Source organism: Pseudomonas sp. BN414 (assembly GCF_029871275.1).
Lineage (GTDB): Bacteria > Pseudomonadota > Gammaproteobacteria > Pseudomonadales > Pseudomonadaceae > Metapseudomonas > Metapseudomonas resinovorans_C.
Genome location: NZ_SSOL01000072.1, coordinates 87059 through 107500 on the forward strand (window position 1 = coordinate 87059; position 20442 = coordinate 107500).

A 20442-nucleotide genomic window follows, 5' to 3' on the forward strand; every position below is an offset into this window, starting at 1 on the left:
GTCAGGACTTCCGGGCCTTCGCCATCTCCTTGTCACGGGCGAGCTTGTAGGCCACGTAGTACTTGTAGATGTTGCCCACGTAATCGACCGTCTCGCGCCCGACCAGGCGCGCGGCGGCGTGCTCGACGTTGCCGAACCAGACGTTCTTGTCCAGGCCGGACTTCTCCGCCAGGCGGCGGAACTTGCGCAAGTTTCCCGGCCCCGCGTTGTAGGCAGCGAAGGTCATCAGGGTACGGTTGAGCGGCGTCAGCTCGGGATCGTTCAGGTACTTGTCGGCCAGCAGGCGCATGTACTTGCTGCCGGCCTCGATGTTGCGGTCAGCGCTCTTGTCGATTTCCTCGATGGCCACGCTCGGGTCGGCGGCGGTGCTGGGCAGCAGTTGCATCACCCCTACCGCACCACGATGGCTGCGCGCCTCCTGATTGAGCTGGGACTCCTGGAATCCCTGCGCCATGAGCATCAGGTAATCGAAGTCGTAAGTGCCGGCGTGCTTCTCGAAAATGCCAACCAGCGCGGCGAAGCGCTTCAACTCCTCCTCATCGGTGGCGTCGAAGAGCTCCTTGCTGTTCTTCACGTACTTGTTGCGCAGGCTGTTGCCGAAGGTGGTCCCCAGCTTGTGAGTCTTGACGAACCCATCCAGAGCCTTGAGGAGCTGCGGGCTCTCCTTGCGGATCGCCCAGGCGAGCTGGATATCGTCGCGGACGGGCATGTCCACATGGATATCCAGGTCGACGAGCACGCTCTTCCAGGTCTCGGCGATGTAGCGGTCTACCACTACCGCGTTGATCAAGCCGGCGTTGACCATCTCCAGCAGGTCCTCGGACTCCAGGTTCTCGTCCGCCGGCTTGATCACGATGGGCTCCAGTCCCTTTTCCCGGAAACTGGCATTGAGTTCGATCAGGTGCTCGTAGTAGCTGCTGGATGGCCGCACCATCACCTCCTTGCCTGCGAGGTCATCCAGCTTCTCGATCGTCACGCTCTTCGGCCCGGTGACCACCACTTCACGCACCCCACTGGCGAAGGGGGCGGTGAAGTCCACCATCTGCTGGCGTTTGTCGGTGATCGACAGACCGCCAGCGGCAATGTCCCCCTCCCCTTCGACGAGTTTGGAAAGCAGTTCGCCGCGACCGACCGGAATGAACGCGACACGCCACTGCAAGGACTTGTTCTTGTTGGGGTGTTTCTTGTTCAGCCAGGTCTCCAGCGCCTTGCCGATCTCGTAGGCGATGCCCCGCTGGCGTCCCCGATCCACCGCGAAGAAGGTCTTGCTGTAGGGCACCAGGATGCGCACCAGGCGCCGCTCGCGCATGCCATCGAAGTCCCCTTTCCAGGCCTTGGGTAAAGGAAGCACCAAGGCATCGACCTCAGCCTCCTCGGCCTTGCTCAGCTCCGCGCTGGGGAGCTCCTCAGCCCAGGCTCCCCGCGCCAGCATCAACACGGTCAACACCAGCATCAGCCGCAGGAAATGCAGCGACCTCATGACACACCGCCTTCACCGCCATGGGGCGGTAAGAATCAGAAGACTTCCTCGATCATCCGGAATGGATAAGACGCCGACTTGTACTTGCCCAGTTTGCCGCGCTTGGGCAGCTCAACTTTCTGATCGCGGGTCAGGTCCTTGTAAGGGATCTGCTTGATCAGGTGGGTAATGATGTTCAGCCGCACCCGCCGCTTGTCCTCCGAATTCGCCATGTACCAGGGCGCCCAGGACGAATCGGTGGCGGCGAACATGTCGTCGCGGGCACGGGTGTAGTCGTCCCAGCGTGCATATGACTTGAGGTCCATGGGCGACAGCTTCCAGATCTTGCGCCCGTCGTCGATACGGTCCTTGAGCCGGCGGGTCTGTTCCTCGGCGCTCACCTCCAGCCAGTATTTGAGCAGGATGATTCCGGACTCGACCATCAACTTCTCGAACAGCGGCGCGACCGTGAGGAACTTGTGCGTTTGCTCCTCGGTGCAGAAGCCCATGACCCGCTCGACACCGGCGCGGTTGTACCAGCTGCGGTCGAATATCACGACTTCACCGGCCGCCGGCATATGCGGAAGATAGCGCTGTATGTACATCTGGGATTTTTCCCGCTCGGTCGGCGCCGGTAGCGCTACTACACGAAATACCCGGGGACTGACCCGTTCGGTGATGGCCTTGATGGTCCCCCCCTTACCCGCTCCGTCGCGTCCCTCGAAGATGACGCAGACCTTGAGCCCTTCGGCTACGACCCACTGCTGGAGCTTCACCAGCTCCACATGCAGGCGCTTGAGCTCGCTCTCGTACTCCTTGCGCCCCAGGCTTTCCTGTTCCGCCGCTTCTTTTCCGGACGCCTTCTTCTTGCCCTTCGCCATGACCTTCTCCGTTGTTGTGGACGTGATCAGTAAAAGCTAGCTGACGGCTGGCGACTTGCAGGGGCGTCTGCTCACTCTCCGTCGGCAGCTCCCCGGAAAGCACAACGCCCCGACCTGCCGGGCAGGTCGGGGCGTTGCTGATGGGCTACCTCAAGCGGTCATTCGGCCAGGCTGAGGTCTGCAGTCGGTTCCGCTTTGCTGCGGGTGGCCAGGCAGTAGTAGAGCGGCGCGGTCACCAGCAAACCGGCCAGCCAGGAGAGGTCTACGCCGTCGATGTAGTTGGCATAGGGCCCGGCATAGAGCGCAGTGTTGGCGAACGGCAGTTGCACCAGGATGCCGATGAAGTAGGCGGTGATGGCGTGCGGGTTGAAACGCCCGTAGATGCCGCCGTCGGCCTGGAAGATCGACGAAATGTCGTAGCGACCACGCTTGATCAGGTAGAAGTCCACCAGGTTGATGGTGGCCCAGGGCACCAGGACCAGCAGCAGCGCCAGGATCAGCCCAATGAAGTGGGAGATGAAGTTGGCCGAGGCGCCCAGCGCCATGACGCAGCAGCCGGCCAGCACCACGGCGGACAGGATTACCCGCACGCGGATGCTCGGCGTCCAGGCGCCAGCGAAGGTCTGGATCGAGGTGACGATGGACAGTACCGCGCCGTACAGGTTGAGGGCGTTGTGGCTGATGATGTTGAGCAGGAACAGCACCATCAGCACCGGACCCAGCACACCGGTGGCCTGTTTGACGGCTGCCATGGCCTCGGTGCCTTCCGGGGTCGCCAGCACGGCTACCGCGCCGAAGCTGAAGGACAGGATGGTGCCCAGGCAGGCGCCGAAATAGGTGGCCCAGAACGGTTTGGCGATGCCGATGGTGGCGGGCAGATAGCGCGAGTAGTCCGAGACGTAGGGCGAGAAGCTCAGTTGCCAGATGATTCCCAGGCAGATGGTCGCCAGAAAGCCCGACAGGTTGAACGCGCCACGGCCGAAGAAGTCCGCCGGCAGCTCGCTGCAGAAGATGGTGATGAAGCCGGCCAGCAGCGCGCCGCCCATCACCCAGGTACCAATGCGGTTGAGGGTGTGGATGAAGCGGTAGCCGATCACGCCAATGGCTGTCGCGCTGATGGCGCCGATGATGATCGCCGCTGGCAGTGGCACGGCAGGGGCGATGCCATGAATCGACTCGCCGGCCAGGACAATGTTGGAAATAAAGAAGCCGACATAGATGACCGCCGCGAACAGCACGATCAGTAGCGCCCCGTAACGACCGAACTGGCCGCGACTCTGGACCATCTGCGGGATGCCCATCTGCGGCCCCTGGGCGGAGGCCAGGGCGATGAAGACACCACCGATCATGTGTCCCAGCACGATGGCCAGCAGGCCCCAGAGCAGGTCGAGGTGGAACACCTGGACCACCATGGCCCCGGTGACGATCGGCAGTGGAGCGATATTGGTGCTGAACCAGAGCGTGAACAGGTCACGGGCCTTGCCGTGACGCTCGGCGGGCGGGACATAGTCGACGGTATGGTTCTCGATCAGCGTCTGCTGGGAATTCTCGGACATCGTCTTGCCTTGCTTATTGTCTTTGTAGAAAAGCCACGAAGGGGCGCAATCGGGAGCTGTGACTTAGGCGGCGGCCGCCCGATAACGAACACCATATTATGGTATTCCAAGACTCAGACAAGGCTTTTTTGGACGTCAAACTGTACTGAAAATACGCTTTTGAGCAGCTGAATCGATCCACCACATCTTGCCAATGGCCCGTACTCAGCGGCTTACAGAGCACCTGACAACGTTCGTCGGGCAAAGAGAAAGCCCCGAAAAATTCCACTTGCATTGAAAGTATTACGGTATACCATCAGACGCAGATGCGCTGCCGGTCGCAGCCACTTGCTCCCGATAGGTACCCCGAAATGATCGACACCAATGCCTACAAACAAGTCATGGGCTCCTTCCCTTCCGGCGTCACTGTCATCACCACCCTGGATGACGACGGGCAGATCGTCGGACTGACCGCCAGCGCCTTCAGCTCCCTGTCCATGGACCCGGCCCTGGTGCTGTTCTGCCCCAACTACAGCTCCGATTCCTACCCGGTGCTGATCAAGAGCAAGCGCTTCGCCATCCACCTGCTTTCCGCCGACCAACGCGACGAGGCTTATGCCTTCGCGAAGAAAGGCAAGGACAAGGCCCAGGGCATCGACTGGACCCTGAGCGAATTGGGCAACCCGATCCTGGCCAATGCCACCGCCATCATCGAATGCGAGCTGTGGCGCGAATACGAAGGCGGCGACCACGCCATCCTGGTGGGTGCGGTGAAGAACCTCATCGTTCCCGAGCAGGACGTGATCCCGATGATCTACTGCCGCGGCAAGATGGGCGCGCTGCAGGCCTTCGCCTGACATCAAGTTGATGTGTGCTTTGATTCCCGCCCCCTTGATTGGGGGCTTTTTTTTGCCTGCGAATCGGGAGAATTACGGCGGGGCAAAGCTTTTGTGGGGGCGAATTCATTCGCCAAGCAGGACGTAGTCCTGCCGTAGGTCGGTGCCGAGGAACGAGGCCCAACGCCTGCGGACACTCCGTCCGTTGGGCTTCGCTTCACTCTGCACCAACCTACGAAAAGGTCGTGCCGACGAGGGAATCCAACGCTCTTCCTGTGGGGGCGAATTCATTCGCCATGCAGGACGTAGTCCTGCCGTAGGTTGGTCCGAGGAACGAGGCCCAACGCCTGCGGACACTCCGTCCGTTGGGCTTCGCTTCGCTCTGCACCAACCTACGGAAAGGTCGTGCCGACGAGCGAATCCGACGCTCTTCCTGTAGGGGCGGCGAATTCATTCGCCATGCAGGACGTAGTCCTGCCGTAGGTCGGTGCCGAGGAACGAGGCCCAACGTCTGGGGACACTCCGTCCGTTGGGCTTCGCTTCGCTCTGCGCCAACCTACGGGAAGGTCGTGCCGACGAGCGAATCCGACGCTCTTCCTGTAGGGGCGAATTCATTCGCCAAGCAGGACGCAGTCCTGCCGTAGGTTGGGCTGAGCGCAGCGAAGCCCAACAGCGATGCCCACGGCAAGGTTGTTCTGGCGGAAAGACCTTGCAGATATTCCGTATTATGGTATACCAATATCCAGCAATCCGCCGAGCAGGTCAGAAGGCCCCTGGCGGCGTCACCCCACCGCAGCGGCCGCTCCGTGGCCACGCAGAAAAAGGTTCGAGGTAAGCGACATGAAATTCTCTTTGTTCGTGCACATGGAGCGCTACGACGAGCAGGTCAGCCACCGCCAGCTGTTCGAAGATCTGACCGAGCTGACGCTGATGGCCGAGGCCGGCGGTTTCAGCACCGTTTGGATCGGCGAGCACCATGCGATGGAGTACACCATCTCGCCGAGCCCCATGCCGCTGCTCTCCTACCTCGCCGCTCGCACCAGCACCATTCGCCTCGGCGCCGGCACCATCATCGCGCCCTTCTGGCACCCCATCCGCGTCGCCGGTGAGTGCGCGCTGCTGGACGTGATCAGCAACGGCCGCATGGAAGTGGGTCTGGCCCGTGGCGCTTACCAGTACGAGTTCGACCGCATGGCCGGCGGCATGCCCGCCACCAGCGGCGGCCAGGCGCTGCGTGAAATGGTGCCGGTGGTGAAGGCCCTGTGGCAGGGCGATGTCGCCCACGACGGAGAAATCTGGAAGTTCCCCACGTCCACCTCCTCGCCGCGTCCGATCCAGAAGCCGACCCCGCCGATCTGGATCGCCGCCCGCGACCCGGACTCCCACAACTTCGCCGTGGCCAACGGCTGCAACGTGATGGTCACTCCGCTGATGAAGGGTGACGAGGAAGTGGTGGACCTGAAGAACAAGTTCGAGGCCGCCCTGGCCAACAATCCGGACGTGCCGCGTCCGCAACTGATGGTGCTGCGTCACACCCACGTGCACAGCGCAGACGACCCGGAAGGCTGGAAAGTCGGGGCCAAGGCCATCTCGCGCTTCTACCGCACCTTCGACGCCTGGTTCGGCAACAAGGAAACCCCGGTCAACGGCATCCTCCAGCCGAGCCCGGAAGAGAAGTTCAAGGACCGCCCGGAATTCGAACTGGAGAACATCCACAAGAACACCATGATCGGTACCCCGGAAGAAGTGATCGCGCGGATTCGCCACTACCAGGAACTGGGCGTTGACGAGTTCAGCTTCTGGGCAGATAACAGCCTGTCCCACGCCGAGAAGAAGAAATCCCTGGAGCTCTTCATCAAACACGTGGTGCCGGCGTTCCGCTGACAGATGCCGCAAGGCGGCCGGGTCGGGCGATCCGGCCGCCTTTCACTCACCCACAGGTGGTCGAACGCCATGTACAAGACTGGCATCACCCTCTGCTCCCGCAACCCACTGCCCGGGGCCGCCATGGCCTACCTGCGCGGCAAGTGGATGCCCGCCCATCTCTTCCTCAAACGCCTGCGCTCCTCCGTCACTGCCAAGCAGAACGGCTTCTGGCAGATAGTCCGCTAAGCAACTCTCAACGCTGAAATTCGCCCGCGTCCGACGTTTCGCCGCTCGACCGAGGTGCCTCCGTGCGCCCGATCGATGCTGCCTGTCGCCGCGCACTCATGGCCGAACAACAACAAGAGTTGCTCATGAACACAGACAGAGCTTTCCTCGTCATCGACATGCAGCAGGAAGATGGTTTCCCCCTGCATGGCTTCGATCAGGTTATCCACAACAGCGCCCGCCTGCTGGACGCGACCCGACATGCAGGCATCCCCATCTTTTACACCCGCCACATTAACGCGGCGGACGGCAGCGACCTGCCGCCCGGCGAACCGCTGGACCCCACCGGCCGCCCGCTCAGCTACTGCGCCGGCACTCGCCAGGTGGCGATCATCGAGCGCCTGTCACCACGCCCCGGCGACCGGGTGATCGACAAGCCGCGCTACAGCGCCTTCCACCGCACCGACCTTCACCAGCAGCTCCGCCAACTGGGCGTACGCCGGCTGGTAGTCAGTGGCGTGCTCACGGACGCCTGCGTGCTGGCCACGGTGCTGGACGCCTTCGCCCTGGGCTACGGCGTCGACCTCATCGCCGACGCCTGCACCAGCACCACGGACGCGGCACATAACGCCGCCCTGCTGATCCTGGCCAACTGGGTCTACGCGATCGAGTTCTTCTCCACCGCGCAGTACCTCAAGGCCCTCGACGGCCAGCCGCACCAGTCCTGCCGCCCAAGCGAACCGGACCAGTTCGCCCACCGCCCCGAGCAGTTCGTCGCCACCATTGCCCGCCTGCACGCTGCCCTCGGCCTGCAGCGCCGTGACCAGGAGTAATCGCCATGCACGTCGAGAAAAGAAGCATCGATTTCATCCCCGAACACGAACGCCATGGCAAGCCAGGGTCGCTGTTCTACATCTGGTTCGGCGCCAACATGAACATCACCACCATCGCCTCCGGCGTGCTACCCGTGGTGATCGGCCTGAACCTGTTCTGGAGTGCTATGGCGATCCTCCTCGGCTCGCTGATCGGTGCCGTCTTCATGGCCTCGCACTCGGCCCAGGGGCCGAAGCTGGGCATCCCGCAGATGATCCAGAGCCGCGCCCAGTTCGGCGTGATCGGTGCCGTGCTGCCGCTGCTGTTCGTGATGCTCATCTACCTGGGCTTCTTCGTCAGCAACACCTTGCTGGCGGCCCAGGCCATCGAGTCGGTGAGCCCGCTGGGCGGCGACGCCAACATCTACCTGATCGGGGCGCTGTGCTTCGTGGTGGCACTCTATGGCTATCGCCTGATCCATCGGTTGCAGAAGCTGCTATCGCTGCTCTCGGTGCTGGTGTTCCTGGTCGCCACCGCCCTGGCCCTGGGCCTGCCGGTGCCTGAGGGGCAGTGGTCACCGGTGGGGTTCTCGCTGGCCAAGTTCATGGTGGCGGTGAGCATCGCGGTTACCTGGCAGCTCTCCTATGCCCCCTACGTCGCCGACTACTCGCGCTACCTACCGAGCAACACGCCGATGTCGCGGGTGTTCTGGTTCAGCTATGCCGGCACCGTGGCCGGCGGGGCCTGGATGATGATCCTCGGGGCGATGCTGAGCGTGGCCATCGGCGGTTTCTCCGATAACGTCGGCAGTCACCTCGCCCTGATGTTCGGTAGCGCCGCCTTGCCGCTGTTCGCCTTCATCCTCTACGGCCAGGTGGCGATCAACGTGTTCAACCTCTATGGCGCCTTCATGTCCACGGTCACGGTGATCGAACCCTTCGCCCGCCTGCGGGTGACGCCACGCGTACGGGGCCTGTTCATGCTGGCCATCAGCATGCTCGCCACCGCCTTGTGCACCATCAGCCAGGAAGACTTCATCAGCTATTTCCTGAACTTCATCTTCTTCATGAGCTACTTCCTCATCCCGTGGACCGCCATCAACCTGGTGGACTACTACTGCCTGAGGAAAGGCGACTACTGCGTGCCGGACATCTTCGACCTCGACGGCCGCTACGGCCGGGTCAACCTGGCGGCCTGCGGCAGTTTCCTGCTGGCGATCCTGTTGGAGATTCCGTTCATGAACACCACCCTTTATGTCGGCCCCATCGCCAACGCGCTGGACGGCGTCGACCTGGCCTGGGTGGTGGGTCTGCTTGTGCCGGCGCTGACCTATTACGGGGCGATGCGGCGCAACCTCGCGCGCGATCTCCAGCTGTTGTAACTCGTAGGCAGGCCGTAGGTTGGTCCGAGGAACGAGGCCCAACGTCCTATCCGTTGGGCTTCGCGTAGCTCAGCCACAACCTACGAATGCCCCATGCTCCTTGTGGGGGCGAATTCATTCGCGAAAGGGCGCGCAGCGTCCCCCGAGAAAATCTCCCGGCCGGACCTGCTGTCCGGTTAGCGAATGAATTCACCCCCACAGCTCTACCTCCACGGAATCTCGTATTACGGTATTCCATATTTTCCCGTATCCTTCGCGCCCCTTCTGCCGCCCCCATGGCGCGGCATTCCTGGGTTCTCCCCTTCTCCAGATGACCTTCCGTCGCCGAGGCCCACCCTCTCCCGGCGGCTGACTCTTGCATATTCAATATTATGGTATACCATCAGACAGCAAGAGATTTCCCAAACCAGGAGAGCCCAATGAGCTTCGAAATTCGCAAGATCGTCAGCTACGTGGAAGAGACCTTCATCGAAGGCGGCAAGGCCACCGACAAACCGGTGACCATGGTGGGCCTGGCCGTGGTGATCAAGAACCCGTGGCTTGGCCGTGGCTTCGTCGAAGACCTCAAGCCCGAGATCAAGGCCAACTGCTCCGACCTCGGCGCGATGATGGTCGAGCGCCTGACCGCCGCCATCGGCGGTGCCGCGAAGATCGAGGCCTATGGCAAGGCCGCCGTAGTCGGCGCCGACGGTGAAATCGAACACGCTTCCGCGGTTATCCACACCCTGCGCTTCGGCAACCACTACCGCCAGGCAGTGAACGCCAAGAGCTACCTGAGCTTCACCAACAAGCGTGGCGGCCCGGGCACCTCGATCCAGATCCCGATGATGCACAAGGACGACGAGGGCCTGCGCTCCCACTACATCACCCTTGAAATGCAGATCGAAGACGCACCGCGTGCCGACGAAATCATCGTCGTGCTGGGCGCTGCAGATGGTGGCCGCCTGCACCCGCGCATCGGCAACCGCTACATCGATCTGGAAGAGCTGGCCGCCGAGCAGGCCCAGTAATCCCAAGGCCCGTGCAGGAGCGATCCATGATTCGGCTTACCGCTGAACGCACACCGGCCGGCACCAGCTATCTGGCGACCGGCCAAGGCCACCCCGTGGTACTGATCCACGGTGTCGGCCTGAACAAGGAAATGTGGGGCGGCCAGATCGTTGGCCTGGCCCCGCAGTTCCAGGTCATCGCCTACGACATGCTCGGCCACGGCGCCAGCCCGCGTCCGGAATCGGGCACCGGGCTGGTCGGTTACGCCGAGCAGCTGCGCGAACTGCTGGAACACCTGAAACTGGAGCGGGCCACCGTGATCGGCTTCTCCATGGGTGGCCTGGTGGCGCGGGCATTCGCCCTGCACCACCCGCAGCAGATTGAAGGGCTGGTGATTCTCAACAGCGTGTTCAACCGCAGCGCCGAACAGCGCGCCGGGGTGATCGAACGCACCCGCCAGGCCGCCGAACACGGCCCGGACGCCAACGCCGAAGCGGCCCTGTCGCGCTGGTTCAGCCGCGAGTACCAGGCGGCCAACCCGGCGCAGATCGCCGCCATCCGCCAGACCCTTGCCAGCAACGATCCGCAGGGCTATCTGACTACCTATGAGCTGTTCGCCACCCAGGACATGTACCGCGTGGATGACCTCGGCGACATCAAGGTGCCGACCCTGGTCGCCACTGGCGAACTGGACCCGGGCTCGACGCCCGAAATGGCTCGGCAACTGGCCGAGCGCATTCCCGGCGCCCAGGTGGCTGTGCTCGACGAGCAACGGCACATGATGCCGGTGGAGTCGCCGCGTCTGATCAACCAGATGCTGCTGGATTTTCTCCAGCAGGCGCAGACCTTACAGAACCAAGCAAAGGGGATCGTCGCATGACGCTCGCACGCTTCCAGATGTGCATCGACGGCCAGTGGGTCGATGCGCTGTCCGGCAAGACCTTCGAAAGCCTCAACCCGGCACTCGCCGCGCCCTGGGCGGAACTGCCCGATGCCGACGAGGCGGATGTCGAGCGTGCCGTGCAGGCGGCCCAGAAGGCCTTCATGAACCCGGCCTGGCGCGGCCTTTCCGCCACCGCGCGGGGCAAGCTGCTGCGCCGCCTGGGTGACCTGATTGCCGAGAACAAGGAACACCTAGCCCAGCTGGAAAGCCGCGACAACGGCAAGCTGATCCGCGAAACCCGCGGCCAGGTCGGCTACCTGCCGGAATTCTTCCACTACACCGCCGGCCTCGCGGACAAGCTGGAAGGCGGCACCCTGCCGCTGGATAAGCCCGAGCTGTTCGCCTACACCGTGCACGAGCCGCTGGGCGTGGTCGCCGGGATCATCCCGTGGAACAGCCCGCTCTACCTGACTGCGATCAAGCTGGCCCCGGCGCTCGCCGCCGGCAACACCATCGTCCTCAAGCCTTCCGAGCATGCCTCGGCGACCATCCTCGAACTGGCACGCCTGGCCCTTGAAGCCGGCATCCCGGCGGGCGTGGTCAACGTGGTCACCGGTTTCGGCCCGAGCACCGGCGCGGCACTGACCCGTCATCCGCTGGTGCGCAAGATCGCCTTCACCGGCGGCGCCGCCACCGCCCGCCACGTGGTGCGCAGCAGCGCGGAGAACTTCGCCAAGCTGTCGCTGGAGCTGGGCGGCAAGTCGCCCAACATCATCTTCGCCGACGCCGACCTGGACAGCGCCATCAACGGCGCCGTGGCCGGCATCTACGCTGCCTCCGGGCAGAGCTGCGTGGCCGGTTCGCGCCTGCTGGTGCAGGACGAGATCTACGACGAGTTCGTCGCGCGCCTCGTGGCCCGCGCCCAGCGCATCCGCATCGGCAACCCGCAGGACGAGAGCAGCGAGATGGGCCCCATGGCCACCGCGCAGCAACTCGCCGTGGTCGAAGGCCTGGTGGCCGACGCCCTCGCCGAAGGTGCGCGCCTGCGCATGGGCGGCAAGCGTCCGGCAATCGATGAGCAGGGCTGGTACTACGAGCCGACGTTGTTCGAGTGCGACAGCAACTCGATGAAGATCATGCAGGAAGAAGTCTTCGGCCCGGTGGCTTCGGTCATCCGCTTCAAGGACGAGGCAGAAGCCCTGGCCATCGCCAACGACTCCCAGTTCGGCCTCGCCGCCGGCATCTGGACCCGCGACCTGGGCCGTGCCCACCGCATGGCCCGTGACGTTCGCAGCGGGATCATCTGGGTCAACACCTACCGCGCGGTTTCGGCCATGGCGCCCATCGGCGGTTTCCACAACAGCGGCTATGGCCGCGAGAGCGGCATCGATTCGGTGCTGGCCTACACCGAGCTGAAAACGGTGTGGATCAACCTCTCGCAGGCCCCCATGCCAGACCCCTTCGTGATGCGCTGAGAGGGTACCACCATGATCGAACCCGGCATCTACAAAGAAGTGATGGGCTCCTTCCCCTCCGGCGTCACGGTGGTCACCACCCTGGACGCCGAAGGGGACATCGTCGGCATCACCGCCAGCGCCTTCAGTGCCCTGTCCATCGACCCGGCCCTGGTGCTGTTCTGCCCCAATTACGCCTCGGATACCTATCCGATCCTGCGCGACAGCAAGCAGTTCGCCATCCACCTGCTCTGTGCCGACCAACAGGCCGAAGCCTACGCGTTCGCCAAGAAGGGCAAGGACAAGGCCAAAGGCATCGACTGGCAACTGAGCGAGCTGGGCAATCCGCTGCTGACCAAGGCCACCGCGATCATCGAGTGCGAGCTGTGGCGCGAGTACGACGGCGGTGACCACGCGATTATCGTTGGGGCGGTGAAGAACCTGATCCTGCCCACCGACGAGGTCACGCCGATGGTCTACCACAAGGGCAAGCTCGGCGCCCTGCCGGAGATTTCCTGAGTCACCTTCAGGGCCGCTGCTCGCCACTCTCGACAGCGGCCCTTTTTTATTCGCACGTGTAGGAGCGAGCTTGCTCGCGAACCTGCTCCAGGAGCCTTCGCTGGCAAGCCAGCTCCTACAGCAAAAAGGAGCCCACGATGAGCAACGAGAAGTACGAAAAGGGCCTGGAAATCCGCACCCAGGTGCTGGGCGAGGCCTATGTGAACAAGTCGATCCAGAACGCCGACGACTTCACCCGCCCGCTGCAGGAGCTGGTCACCGAGTACTGCTGGGGCCACGTCTGGGGCCGGGAGGGCTTATCGCTGAAAGAACGCAGCATGATAAACTTGGCGATGATTTCGGCGCTCAACCGCCCCCACGAGCTGAAGCTGCATGTTCGCGGTGCCCTGCGTAACGGCCTGACCCGCGAGCAGATCCGCGAAATCCTTCTGCAAGTCGGCATCTACTGCGGTGTGCCGGCGGCAGTCGACAGCTTCCGCATCGCCCGCGAAGCCTTCGCCGAGGCCGACGCAGAGGCACAGGGTTGACCGCCGGCACCACCTGATGATGGAGCACCCCGTGGTGCTCCTTCGTTTCTCCTACGGACAGCCATAACCAGAGCGGACCACATGAAACGCTTGCCCCTCGACGACAGCTTCAAGGTCAACCGCAATCCCGTCACCCTGCGCGAGATCGTCCTCGACAAGCTGCGGGGCGCCATCATGAACTTCCAGCTGCTGCCCGGCGACCGCCTGGTGGAACGCGACCTCTGCGACCGTCTGGGCGTCAGCCGCACCTCGGTACGCGAGGCCCTGCGTCACCTGGAATCGGAAGGCCTGGTGGAGTTCGCCGATGCCAAGGGTCCGCGCGTGGCCATCATCACCCTCGAAGACGCCTGCGATATCTACGAGCTGCGTTGCGTGCTCGAAGGCCTGATCGTCCAGCTCTTCACCCTCAACGCCAAGGCCAAGGACATCCGCGCCCTGGAGAAGGCCCTGGCGGAAAACCGCGAGGCCCTCGAGGAAGGTGACCTGCAGCAGGTGCTGGAGTCGGTCCAGGGCTTCTACGACGTGCTGCTGGAAGGCTCCGGCAACCACATCGCCGCCACCCAGCTGCGCCAGTTGCAGGCCCGCATCAGCTACCTGCGCGCCACCTCCGTGTCCCAGGAGAACCGTCGCGGCGCCAGCAACAAGGAAATGGAACGCATCGTCGAAGCCATCAAGAGCGGCGACCCGCTGGCCGCCCACCAGGCTTCGGTGGACCATGTCCGCGCCGCCGCCAAGGTGGCCCTGGACTACCTCAAGTCCAAGCAGGACGAACCGGGCAAGGTGCGCGACATCGCCAACCCGATCGCCCTCAAAGAGCCGCGCATAGGGCGCTGACGCCATGCCCGCCCCGCGTTTCTGCCCCCAGTGCGGCTCAGGCGAACTGAGCCGCCGGCAACCCGACGGGGACACCCATTCGCGCCTGATCTGCGGCGGCTGCGGCTACATCCACTACGAAAACCCGAAAGTCATCGCCGGCTGCATCATCGAGCAGGACGGCAAGTACCTGCTCTGCCAGCGCGCCATCCCGCCGCGCCCCGGCACCTGGACCCTCCCCGCCGGCTTCATGGAAAACGGCGAGACCACCGAGGAAGCGGCCCTGCGCGAGGTCTGGGAAGAGAGCGGCGTGCGCGCCGAGATCGTCTCGCCCTACTCCATCTTCAGCGTGCCGAAGATCAGCGAGGTCTACATCATCTTCCGCGCCATCGCCCTCGACGTGACCGGCCAGCACGGCCCGGAAACCATGGACTACCGCTTCTTCGCCCCCGAAGAGATTCCCTGGGACGCCATTTACTACCCCGCCATCCGGCAGATTCTCGAGCGCTACATCGAAGAACGTGCGGCGGGTGTGTATGGCATCTACATGGGCAATGACGATACCGGGAAGATTCATTTCATCCGGTAGCGTTGCCAGGCGAGGAATACGTTGTAGGGGCGAATTCATTCGCCAAGCAGGCCAACGGCCTGCCCCTTGTGGTTTTGGGGCGCTTCGCGCCTTGGCGAATAAATTCGCCCCTACAGGAAAAGCCCCCCGTTCAGAGCTCCACCCCCTCCACAATGATCACCTCCGCCTTCGCCACGCCCTGGCGATATCCACAGGCCTCCTGGTATTCCGCCGAGTGGTAGCAGGCCAACGCCTGCTCGTAGGAAGTGAACTCGATCACCACGCTACGCTGGGGAGTAGTGCGGCCTTCCATCGCCTGCGAACGGCCGCCACGGGCCAGCAGCCTGCCCCCGTATCGAGCGAACGCCGCGGGGGCGCGGCGGGTGTATTCGCTGTAGCGTTCCGGGTCCGTCACATCGACGTGGGCGATCCAGTAAGCCTTCATGCTGACCTCTGCTGTTCCGGTTAAATTGGTATTATGGTATACCAGAAACCTTTCCCTTTGATCCAGTCAGGTGTCGCGCCATGCCGTTCAATCGCATCGAAGAAATCATCGAAGACTTCCGCCAGGGCAAGATGGTCCTGCTGGTGGACGACGAGGACCGCGAGAACGAGGGCGACCTGCTGCTGGCAGCGGAAATGTGCACGCCCGCCGCGATCAACTTCATGGCTCGCGAGGCCCGTGGCCTGATCTGCCTGACCCTGACCGACGAGCACTGCGAGCGCCTCGGCCTGGAACAGATGGTGCCGGCCAACGGCAGCGCCTTTGCCACCGCGTTCACCGTTTCCATCGAAGCCGCCACGGGCGTGACCACCGGCATTTCCGCCGCCGATCGCGCCCACACCGTGCTGACCGCCGTGGCCCCCGAGGTTCAGCCCGACGACCTGGTACAACCCGGCCACATCTTCCCCCTGCGCGCTCGCGAAGGCGGCGTGCTGACCCGCGCGGGACACACCGAAGCGGGCTGCGACCTGGCGCGCCTGGCAGGTTTCACCCCGGCCTCCGTCATAGTCGAAGTGATGAATGACGACGGCAGCATGGCGCGTCGCCCGGACCTGGAAGCCTTCGCCGAGAAGCACGGCATCAAGATCGGCACCATCGCCGACCTGATCCACTACCGCCTCAGCACCGAACACACCGTCACCCGCATCGGCGAGCGCGACCTGCCCACCGTGCATGGCACCTTCCGCCTGGTCACCTATGAAGACCGCATCGAAGGCGGCGTGCACATGGCCATGGTGATGGGCGATATCCATCGCGATGAACCCACCCTGGTGCGGGTGCACGTGATCGACCCGCTGCGCGACCTGGTCGGCGCCGAATACACGGGGCCAAAGAACTGGACGCTCTGGGCCGCCCTGGAGAAAGTGGCCGAAGCCGGCCGTGGCGTGGTGGTGGTACTGGCAAACAACGAATCCTCCCAGGCCCTGCTGGAACGCGTGCCGCAACTCACCCAGCCACGCCGCCAGTTCAGCCGCTCGCAATCGCGTATCTACTCCGAAGTCGGTACCGGCGCGCAGATCCTCCAGGACCTGGGCGTGGGCAAACTGCGCCACCTCGGCGCACCGCTGAAATATGCGGGCCTGACCGGCTACGACCTGGAAGTGGTGGAGACTTTGCCGTTCGAGGGCTGAGCCTCCGCATGTCAGGGTGACTGCCTTGCCTGTAGGGGCGAATTCATTCGCCAAGCAGGCCGAAGGACTGCCCTTGGGAGTCCGAGGGGGACCCACTACCCTCACCCCCGGCCCCTCTCCCGCAAGCGGGCGAGGGGTGACTCCCTACTCACCCACAGCGCAGTCCTGTGGGGGCGAATTCATTCGCTGAGCGGGCCGAAGGCCTGCCCTTACAAGCTCAACTCCGAGCGGAGCATGACATCCCTCACCCCTAGCCCCTCTCCCAGGGGGAGAGGGGAATTCGCGCCGGTAACTTCACGGCGGGTCACACCCCTGTAGGGGCGAATTCATTCGCCAAGGGCGGCGCAGCTGCCCCAATGCCCCGGCGAAAGGCCCTCCCCAACCACTCGTCACCCACTCCATCGCGGAGGACTTGCAGAAAGCTTGGAATACCATAATATGACATTCCGTAGGCCGAGATAATTTTCCGGGAACTGCCTCCCGTCCCGGCCGCCCTTGAAGCCCCAGCCACTGGGGTCCCTGCTCCTGATAAGCGGGTAGAAAGCGAAGCCCGCTTGCGTACAAACACAACAATGAGGGCAAGCAAGATGGTGTTCAAAAAACGTGCAACCGCGGTACTCGCCGCAGCATTCCTGGCCGCGACCAGCACCGCTGTCCTCGCCGCCGACAACCTCAGCTTCGTGAGCTGGGGCGGCACCACCCAGGATGCGCAGAAACAGGCCTGGGCCGAGCCCTTCAGCGAAGCCAGCGGCATTCGCGTCGTGCAGGACGGCCCTACCGACTACGGCAAGCTCAAGGCCATGGTCGAAAGCGGCAACGTGCAGTGGGACGTGGTGGACGTCGAGGCCGACTTCGCCCTGCGCGCTGCGGCTGAAGGCCTGCTCGAACCCCTGGACTTCGGCGTGATCCAGCGCGACAAGATCGACCCGCGCTTCGTTTCCGACCACGGCGTCGGCTCCTTCTTCTTCTCCTTCGTGCTCGGCTACAACCAGGGCAAGGTCGGCGGCAAGACCCCGCAGGACTGGACCTCGCTGTTCGACACCGCCAACTACCCGGGCAAGCGCGCCCTCTACAAATGGCCGAGCCCCGGCGTGCTGGAACTGGCCCTGCTGGCGGACGGCGTGCCGGCCGACAAGCTCTACCCGCTGGACCTGGACCGCGCCTTCAAGAAGCTCGACACCATCAAGAAAGACATCGTCTGGTGGGGCGGCGGCGCCCAGTCCCAGCAACTGCTGGCCTCCGGTGAAGCCACCCTCGGCCAGTTCTGGAACGGCCGCATCTATGCCCTGCAGCAGGACGGCGCGCCGGTCGGCGTGAGCTGGAAGCAGAACCTGGTCATGGCCGACTTCCTGGTCATTCCCAAGGGCGCCAAGAACAAGGACGCGGCCATGAAATTCCTGGCCAACGCCAGCAGCGCCAAGGGCCAGGCCGAATTCGCCAACCTCACCGCCTATGCCCCGGTGAACGTCGACAGCGTCGGCCAGCTCAAGGAAGACCTCGCCCCCAACCTGCCCACTGCCTACGCTAAGGATCAGATCACCCTCGACTATGCGTACTGGGCCAAGAACGGCCCGGCAATCGCCGCGCGGTGGAACGAATGGCTGGTCAAGTGAAGATGGCTGCCATTCAGCCCGACTCGCCGGCCAAGACCCGTGGAGGCGCAGCCCGCGCCTCCACGGGTACTGACTCCAAGGCTGTGTTGATGAACCAAGTCAACGAGACCACCCTGCGCTGGCGCGGCGCCCGCAACCTGATCCCCGCGCTGCTGTTCCTCGGCCTGTTCTTCCTCGCTCCGCTGATCGGCCTGCTGCTGCGCGGCGTGCTCGAACCCACGCCGGGACTGGGCAACTACGAGCAGCTGTTCGCCAACTCGGCCTATGCCCGCGTGCTGTTCAACACCTTCGCGGTGGGCGGCCTGGTGACCCTGATCAGCCTACTGCTGGGCTTCCCGCTGGCCTGGGTGATCACCCTGGTGCCACGTGGCTGGGGTCGCTGGCTGCTGAACATCGTGCTGCTGTCGATGTGGACCAGCCTGCTGGCACGCACCTACTCCTGGCTCGTGCTGCTGCAAGCCTCGGGCGTGATCAACAAGATGCTGATGGCGCTGGGCATCATCGACCAGCCGCTGGAGATGGTGCACAACCTCACCGGCGTGGTGATCGGCATGAGCTACATCATGATCCCGTTCATCGTGCTGCCGCTGCAGGCCACCATGTCGGCCATCGACCCGATGGTGCTGCAGGCCGGCTCGATCTGCGGCGCCAGCCCTTGGACCAACTTCACCAAGGTGTTCCTGCCGCTGTGCCGTCCGGGTCTGTTCTCCGGTGGCCTGATGGTCTTCGTCATGTCCCTCGGTTACTACGTCACCCCGGCCCTGCTGGGTGGCGCGCAGAACATGATGCTGCCGGAGTTCATCGTCCAGCAGGTGCAATCGTTCCTCAACTGGGGCCTGGCCAGTGCCGCCGCCGCGTTGCTGATCGCCATCACCCTGGTCCTGTTCTACCTCTACCTGAAGCTGCAGCCGGAATCGCCGGTGGCTTCTAGCACTGCGAGGTAAGCCATGCTGCTGTCACCCAATGCCATGGGCCTGCGCCTGCGCGTCGGCCTGTACCTCACGACGGGCGTGATCGCGGCCTTCCTGCTGCTGCCGATCCTGTTCATCGTGCTGCTGTCCTTCGGCTCCTCCCAATGGCTGGTGTTCCCGCCACCGGGCTGGACGCTGAAGTGGTACGGGCAGTTCTTTTCCAACGCCGAGTGGATGGAGTCGGCCCTGGCGAGCCTCAAGGTCGCCGTGCTGACGACCCTCTGCTCCGTGGCCCTGGGCTTGCCCACCGCCTTCGCCCTGGTGCGCGGCAAGTTCCCCGGCCGCGAGTTCCTCTACGGCCTGTTCACCCTGCCGATGATCGTGCCGCTGGTGATCATCGCCGTGGCGGTGTACGCGCTGTTCCTCAAGCTGGGCTACACCGGGACGCTGTTTTCCTTCGTGGTCAGCCACGTGATCGTCGCCCTGCCCTTCACCATCATCTCGATCATCAACTCGCTGAAGCTGTTCGATCAGTCTATCGAGGATGCCGCGGTGATCTGCGGTGCCTCGCGGCTGCAGGCGGTGTTCAAGGTGACCTTCCCGGCGATCCGCCCCGGCATGATGGCCGGCGCGCTGTTCGCCTTCCTGGTCTCCTGGGATGAAGTGGTGCTGAGCGTAATGATGGCCAGCCCGACCCTGCAGACCCTGCCCGTGAAAATGTGGACCACCCTGCGCCAGGACCTGACCCCGGTGATCGCCGTCGCCTCGACGCTGCTGATCGGCCTGTCCGTACTGGTAATGGTGATCGCCGCCGTGCTGCGCCGGCGCAATCCTGCAAGCGCCTGAGCGCCGAGGTAAACGAAATGAGTGCCGTGATCCAAGACACCCGCGAAGACAAGACCCTGGTCAGCCTGCGCAACCTGAACAAGCACTACGGCGACTTCGCCGCCGTGGACAACATCTCCCTGGATATCCAGGACGGCGAGTTCCTCACCTTCCTCGGCTCCAGCGGCTCGGGCAAGAGCACCACCCTGTCGATGCTGGCCGGTTTCGAGACGCCCACCTCCGGCGAAATCCTCGTGGACGGCAAGTCCCTGGTGAACGTACCGCCACACAAGCGCGACATCGGCATGGTGTTCCAGCGTTACTCGCTATTCCCCCACCTCAACGTGCGCGACAACATCGGCTTCCCGCTGGACATCCGCAAGCAGGCAGCCGGCGAACGCGAGCGTCGCGTCGAGGCCATGCTCAAGCTGGTGCAACTGGACAAGTTCGCCCAGCGCCGCCCGGCCCAGCTCTCCGGTGGCCAGCAGCAGCGCGTGGCGATCGCCCGTGCGCTGGTGTACGAGCCGCGCATCCTGCTGATGGACGAACCCCTGGGCGCCCTGGACAAGAAGCTCCGCGAAGACCTGCAGGATGAGCTGCGCCACCTGCACCGCCGCCTCGGCATCACCATCGTCTACGTGACCCACGACCAGGAAGAAGCCATGCGCCTGTCCCAGCGCATCGCCATCTTCAGCCACGGCAAGATCG

At 63.8% G+C, this 20442-nt stretch carries 21 protein-coding genes (1 of these 21 running past the window's edge); 17 read left to right on the forward strand and 4 right to left on the reverse strand.

The features are described from left to right. Window position 1 precedes the first annotated feature (1 nt). The 3 genes from E8E95_RS19820 to E8E95_RS19830 all read right to left on the reverse strand — a co-directional run bounded on the left by E8E95_RS19820 (window position 2) and on the right by E8E95_RS19830 (window position 3896). Complete coding sequence (locus E8E95_RS19820) at window positions 2-1480, reverse strand: lytic transglycosylase F (RefSeq protein ID WP_280353096.1); 1479 nt, start codon at window positions 1478-1480, stop codon at window positions 2-4. A gap of 35 nt (window positions 1481-1515) precedes the next feature. Then, complete coding sequence (ppk2, locus tag E8E95_RS19825) at window positions 1516-2340, reverse strand: polyphosphate kinase 2 (protein ID WP_280353098.1); 825 nt, start codon at window positions 2338-2340, stop codon at window positions 1516-1518. A gap of 158 nt (window positions 2341-2498) precedes the next feature. Beyond that, window positions 2499-3896: a cytosine permease gene (locus E8E95_RS19830; RefSeq protein ID WP_280353100.1), complete on the reverse strand. Its 1398-nt coding sequence runs from the start codon at window positions 3894-3896 to the stop codon at window positions 2499-2501. Between the two features lie 350 nt (window positions 3897-4246). Here E8E95_RS19830 and E8E95_RS19835 point away from each other — a divergent pair, with 350 nt between their 5' ends. The 12 genes from E8E95_RS19835 to E8E95_RS19890 all read left to right on the forward strand — a co-directional run bounded on the left by E8E95_RS19835 (window position 4247) and on the right by E8E95_RS19890 (window position 14771). Further along, entirely contained in the window at window positions 4247-4732 is a 486-nt protein-coding gene (locus E8E95_RS19835) for a flavin reductase family protein (RefSeq protein WP_280353103.1), read from the forward strand. A gap of 819 nt (window positions 4733-5551) precedes the next feature. Beyond that, complete coding sequence (locus tag E8E95_RS19840; protein WP_280353105.1) at window positions 5552-6595, forward strand: LLM class flavin-dependent oxidoreductase; 1044 nt, start codon at window positions 5552-5554, stop codon at window positions 6593-6595. 69 nt (window positions 6596-6664) lie between these two features. After that, window positions 6665-6823, forward strand: coding sequence for a hypothetical protein (locus tag E8E95_RS19845; protein WP_280353107.1), 159 nt, complete (start codon window positions 6665-6667; stop codon window positions 6821-6823). A 125-nt stretch (window positions 6824-6948) separates the two neighbouring features. Further along, window positions 6949-7635 carry an isochorismatase family cysteine hydrolase gene (locus E8E95_RS19850; protein WP_280353109.1) on the forward strand — a complete coding sequence of 229 codons (687 nt, stop codon included), beginning with the start codon at window positions 6949-6951 and terminating at the stop codon, window positions 7633-7635. A gap of 5 nt (window positions 7636-7640) precedes the next feature. Then, a complete protein-coding gene (locus tag E8E95_RS19855; protein ID WP_280353149.1) occupies window positions 7641-8996 on the forward strand; it encodes a cytosine permease in 1356 nt (451 codons plus the stop codon). Between the two features lie 419 nt (window positions 8997-9415). After that, the gene (locus E8E95_RS19860; protein WP_069082639.1) at window positions 9416-10006 is read left to right on the forward strand and encodes an amino acid synthesis family protein; all 591 of its coding nucleotides are present in this window, start codon (window positions 9416-9418) and stop codon (window positions 10004-10006) included. 26 nt (window positions 10007-10032) lie between these two features. After that, window positions 10033-10866, forward strand: a complete 834-nt coding sequence (locus E8E95_RS19865; RefSeq protein ID WP_280353156.1) for an alpha/beta fold hydrolase — start codon at window positions 10033-10035, stop codon at window positions 10864-10866. Further along, window positions 10863-12344, forward strand: a complete 1482-nt coding sequence (locus E8E95_RS19870) for an aldehyde dehydrogenase (protein ID WP_280353159.1) — start codon at window positions 10863-10865, stop codon at window positions 12342-12344. Before E8E95_RS19865 ends, E8E95_RS19870 begins: the two co-directional genes overlap by 4 nt. A 12-nt stretch (window positions 12345-12356) precedes the next feature. Then, the gene (locus E8E95_RS19875) at window positions 12357-12842 is read left to right on the forward strand and encodes a flavin reductase family protein (RefSeq protein WP_280353161.1); all 486 of its coding nucleotides are present in this window, start codon (window positions 12357-12359) and stop codon (window positions 12840-12842) included. 137 nt (window positions 12843-12979) lie between these two features. Next, on the forward strand, window positions 12980-13369 hold the full coding sequence (locus E8E95_RS19880; protein ID WP_280353164.1) for a carboxymuconolactone decarboxylase family protein: 390 nt from the start codon (window positions 12980-12982) through the stop codon (window positions 13367-13369). An 81-nt stretch (window positions 13370-13450) separates the two neighbouring features. Beyond that, complete coding sequence (locus E8E95_RS19885) at window positions 13451-14203, forward strand: GntR family transcriptional regulator (protein WP_280353167.1); 753 nt, start codon at window positions 13451-13453, stop codon at window positions 14201-14203. Between the two features lie 4 nt (window positions 14204-14207). Continuing rightward, complete coding sequence (locus E8E95_RS19890; protein WP_077526823.1) at window positions 14208-14771, forward strand: NUDIX hydrolase; 564 nt, start codon at window positions 14208-14210, stop codon at window positions 14769-14771. Window positions 14772-14901: 130 nt separating this feature from the next. Here the strand turns inward: E8E95_RS19890 and E8E95_RS19895 are convergent, their stop codons facing one another. Then, window positions 14902-15195 (reverse strand): DUF1330 domain-containing protein, encoded by a 294-nt coding sequence (locus E8E95_RS19895; protein WP_280353172.1) that lies wholly within the window; start codon window positions 15193-15195, stop codon window positions 14902-14904. Window positions 15196-15275: 80 nt separating this feature from the next. On the opposite strand from E8E95_RS19895, the gene ribBA reads away from it, so the two are divergent. The 5 genes from ribBA to E8E95_RS19920 all read left to right on the forward strand — a co-directional run. Further along, window positions 15276-16385: a bifunctional 3,4-dihydroxy-2-butanone-4-phosphate synthase/GTP cyclohydrolase II gene (ribBA, locus tag E8E95_RS19900; RefSeq protein WP_280353175.1), complete on the forward strand. Its 1110-nt coding sequence runs from the start codon at window positions 15276-15278 to the stop codon at window positions 16383-16385. Window positions 16386-16972: 587 nt separating this feature from the next. Continuing rightward, on the forward strand, window positions 16973-17998 hold the full coding sequence (locus E8E95_RS19905) for a polyamine ABC transporter substrate-binding protein (RefSeq protein WP_280353178.1): 1026 nt from the start codon (window positions 16973-16975) through the stop codon (window positions 17996-17998). After that, on the forward strand, window positions 17983-18942 hold the full coding sequence (locus tag E8E95_RS19910; RefSeq protein ID WP_280353181.1) for an ABC transporter permease: 960 nt from the start codon (window positions 17983-17985) through the stop codon (window positions 18940-18942). Before E8E95_RS19905 ends, E8E95_RS19910 begins: the two co-directional genes overlap by 16 nt. 3 nt (window positions 18943-18945) lie before the next feature. Next, the gene (locus E8E95_RS19915; RefSeq protein ID WP_077526830.1) at window positions 18946-19755 is read left to right on the forward strand and encodes an ABC transporter permease; all 810 of its coding nucleotides are present in this window, start codon (window positions 18946-18948) and stop codon (window positions 19753-19755) included. A 17-nt stretch (window positions 19756-19772) separates the two neighbouring features. Further along, on the forward strand, window positions 19773-20442 hold the 5' portion of the coding sequence (locus E8E95_RS19920; protein ID WP_280353187.1) for an ABC transporter ATP-binding protein. The gene runs 479 nt beyond the window's last position; 670 of the gene's 1149 nt are visible here — the first part of the coding sequence; the start codon lies at window positions 19773-19775; its stop codon lies off the right edge, out of view.